This window comes from Paenibacillus sp. B1-35, from assembly GCF_050474385.1.
GTDB classification, from domain to species: Bacteria; Bacillota; Bacilli; order Paenibacillales; family Paenibacillaceae; genus Paenibacillus_B; species Paenibacillus_B alvei.
In genome coordinates, this window is sequence record NZ_JBCHVJ010000023.1 from 1 (window position 1) to 2435 (window position 2435).

The following is a 2435-nucleotide window of genomic DNA, read 5'->3' on the forward strand; positions in this document are numbered from 1 at the left end:
CGATATCTCCCACGAACACGTCAAACGAAAAGCTTGCGAGCTGCAGCAGGCGCACCGGGAACTGATCCAACCGGTATTCCCGCCGGTAGCCCGCCGCCGTGTTCACCAGGCTGCGGTGCTCGATCATGACGCCCTTCGGCTTGCCCGTCGTTCCCGACGTATAGATCACATACGCCAGATCCTCCGGACGGGCATCATGGAAGCTGCCCATGTCAACATTCGCATGGCTCTCATCGCCGTCATCCACAGCATCCGTCAGCTTGCCGGAGACCATGCCGGAACCAATCGGCGCATTCGCCCGCTCCTCGCTGTACGACGCTTCGTCGTCGAGGTACAGCACCGCCGCCAGCGCCAGCTCCTCTTCGCCGAGCCAGGCTTCGGCGCGTTCTCGCAGCGCCGTTTGCGTCAACAGTACCTTCGCTCCGCTGTCTTCGAGCATGAAGCGCACGCGGTCCGCCGGATAATCCGGGTCGAGCGGCACATACGCCCCGCCCGCTTTCCAGACGGCCAGCACGGCCACCAGCAAGTCCACCGAACGCTCGGCGAGAATGCCGACGATCGTCTCCCGGCCGATGCCGCTTGCGCGCAGCGTGGCCGCCAAGCGGTTCGCCCGTTCGTTCAGCTCCGCATACGTCAGCCGGTCGTTCTCGTACACGACGGCCTCCGCTTCCGGCGTGCGCTCCGCCTGTTCCTCGAACAGCCGGTGGAACGCCGCCGCAGGAGCCGCTTCCGGCTGCGCCGGGTGAAACGCGTCGAGAATTTGGTCTTTTTCCTCTGCCGTCAACAAGTTCAGCTCGGCAATCTTCGCATCCGGACGGCTTACGATCGCTACGAGCAGCTGCTCGTAATGTTTCGCCAGCCGTTCGATCGTCTCCCTTTTGTAAAGAGACGTCGCATATTCGAAGCTGTAATCCAAGCCGCCGTTCTCCTCGCCCACATCCAAGCTGATATCAAACTTCGCGGTATCCAGTGCGCTCGGATAAGGAATCAGGCGAAGCCCTTCCAGCTCAAATTCCTCGTTCTCCGTATTCTGCATCGTAAACAGCGTGTCGAAGAGCGGATTGCGGCTTAAATCACGGGTGACTTGCACCTTGTCCACCAATTCTTCGAACGGATAGTTTTGATGCTCGAAGGCGTGGAGGGTCGTTTCTTTGACTTCGTTCAGGTATGACAGGAATGTCTTCTCCGAAGCCGGATAACTGCGGATCGCCAGCGTGTTTAAGAACATCCCGATTAACGGCTGCACATCTCCATGATTCCTTCCGGCAATCGGCGTACCAACGATCACATCTTCCTGACCTGAATATTTATGCAGAAGGACGTTATATGCCGCAAGCAGCACCATAAACAGCGTCGTGCCCGTTTCCGAGGCAAGCTGCTTCAGGCCGTCGGTTTTCGAAGCGTCGAAGAAAAACTCCAGCGTTTGGCCTTCGTAGCTCTGCACGGCCGGACGCGGATAGTCGGTTGGCATTTCCAGCACTGGAAGCTCGCCTTGGAACATGTTCAGCCAGTACGCCTCCTGACGCTGAAGCCGTTCCTTCTGCTCCTGCGAATGCTGCCAAACGGTATAGTCTTTGTACTGAATGCGCAGAGGCTCCAATTGCTCGCCGCCGTACAAGCGGACGAATTCTTCAACAAAGATTTCCATGGAGACACCGTCGGAAATAATATGATGCATGTCGTACATTAGAATATGGCGTTCCGGAGCCAGCTCGACAAGGCCTACCCTTAGCAGCGGAGGCCTTGCCAAGTCAAACGGACGGACAAAACGGCGAACCGTCTCTTCGGCCTCTTGCTCATCTACTCGATAGAACTCCACGGCAAAATTCAAATCCTGGTAAACCCGCTGCGATGCTTCGCCATCCACCATTTCGAACCCGGTGCGCAGCATTTCATGCCGCGCCATGAGCTTACAGAAAGCTTCTTCGAACCTTGCCCGGTCCAAAGCCCCCTCCAGCAGCATCGCCTCCGGCATGTTGTAGCTAAGCTCCGCGTCTTCCAGTTGATTCAGGATAAAGAGACGTTTTTGAGCAAAAGATTGCGGGTACACCTCTCGGTCATCCGCCACCGGAATGGCAACGAATGTCTGCTCATCCAGCCGGGAAATGGCGGCCGCCATGCTCTCGATCGTGGAATGGCGGAACACGTCGCGCAGCGGCAAATCCACGCTCAGTTCCTTGTGCACCTTGCTGATCAGCGTCGTCGCCCGCAGGGAGTGGCCGCCGATGTCGAAGAAGTTGTCGTGAACGCCAATCTCCTTCGCAAGCCCCAACACCTCCTGCCATATCGCCGCCAGCTTCGTTTCCAACTCATTGCGCGGTGCGACGTACTCCGTTCCGCTTCCCGCTTCTCCTTCCGGCGCTGGCAGCGCCTTCCGGTCAATCTTTCCGTTCGGCGTCAGAGGCAGGCGCTCCAGCTCCACGAAGTACGACGGG

The 2435-nt window shown here is 58.2% G+C and carries 1 protein-coding gene; it reads right to left on the reverse strand.

Annotated features, from left to right (window positions below; genetic code table 11):
* Positions 1-2435, reverse strand: a 2435-nt coding sequence (locus ACQ5BJ_RS26260) for a condensation domain-containing protein (RefSeq protein ID WP_430113432.1), incomplete at both ends; no start/stop codon positions are given.